Annotated in this window: 1 protein-coding gene; it reads left to right on the top strand. The window is 44.3% G+C overall.

Annotation, left to right across the window (positions count from 1 at the left end; genetic code table 11):
- Window positions 1–83: 83 nt before the first annotated feature.
- Window positions 84–962, top strand: an 879-nt coding sequence (locus E1163_RS26370) for a Nif3-like dinuclear metal center hexameric protein (RefSeq protein ID WP_155176068.1), incomplete at its 3' end; no start/stop codon positions are given.

Below are 962 nucleotides of genomic sequence, written 5' to 3'. Positions count from 1 at the left end.
AGCAAAATCCCTAAAAAATTCATGAATGCCTTATCGGGTATAATAATTTATATAACTTTGAATGACCGCAAAATTGGTTATTTATGACTAAAATAAAAGACATAATCCAATATTTAGAGGGCATAGCCCCGGCCGCTTATCAGGAAAGTTATGATAATGCAAGACTGATCACAGGCAACAGCAGTACCCCGGTTACCAACTTATTGATTACACTCGATGTTACCGAAGAAGTAGTGCAGGAGGCCATCGATAAAGACTGTAACCTGATCGTTGCCCACCACCCCATAGTTTTTAAAGGTTTGAAGTCACTTACCGGAAAGAACTATGTAGAAAGGACAGTGATCAAAGCCATCAAAAACGATATAGCAATCTATGCCATCCATACCAACCTCGACAACGTCTTTAACGGGGTGAATAAAAAAATATGTGACAAAATCGGGCTGACAAACACCCGTGTACTGGTACCTAAGAAGCAGGTGCTTTCCAAACTGGTGACTTTCATTCCGAAAAGTGATACACAAAAAGTATTGGAAGCGCTACACCGAGCCGGAGCAGGCCATGTAGGCAACTATACCCACTGCAGCTTTAGGGTAGAAGGCACTGGCACCTTTAAGCCCAACGAAGAAGCCAACCCGCACATTGGCAAGGCCAACCTACAGGAAGAGGTAACCGAAGACCGCGTGGAAATGATACTGCCCGCACACCTGGAGGGGGCAGTGCTGTCAGCACTTAAGCAGGCACACCCCTATGAAGAGGTAGCCTATTTCATGACTTCGCTTACCAACAGCAATCAGGAAGTGGGCTCCGGGATGATCGGAGAACTGGCAGAGGAAATGGAACCTTTTGACTTCTTAAAACATTTAAAGAATAGCATGGATTTAGCGTGTATCAGGCATACTCAAATTCTGCCGGAAAGCATTAAAAAAGTAGCCGTTTGCGGAGGATCAGGAAGCTTCCTTTTA

The organism is Fulvivirga kasyanovii, from assembly GCF_009711405.1.
Lineage (GTDB): Bacteria > Bacteroidota > Bacteroidia > Cytophagales > Cyclobacteriaceae > Fulvivirga > Fulvivirga kasyanovii.
Note: the sequence above shows the minus strand (reverse complement) of the source record. Positions and strands in the feature narration are given on the sequence as shown.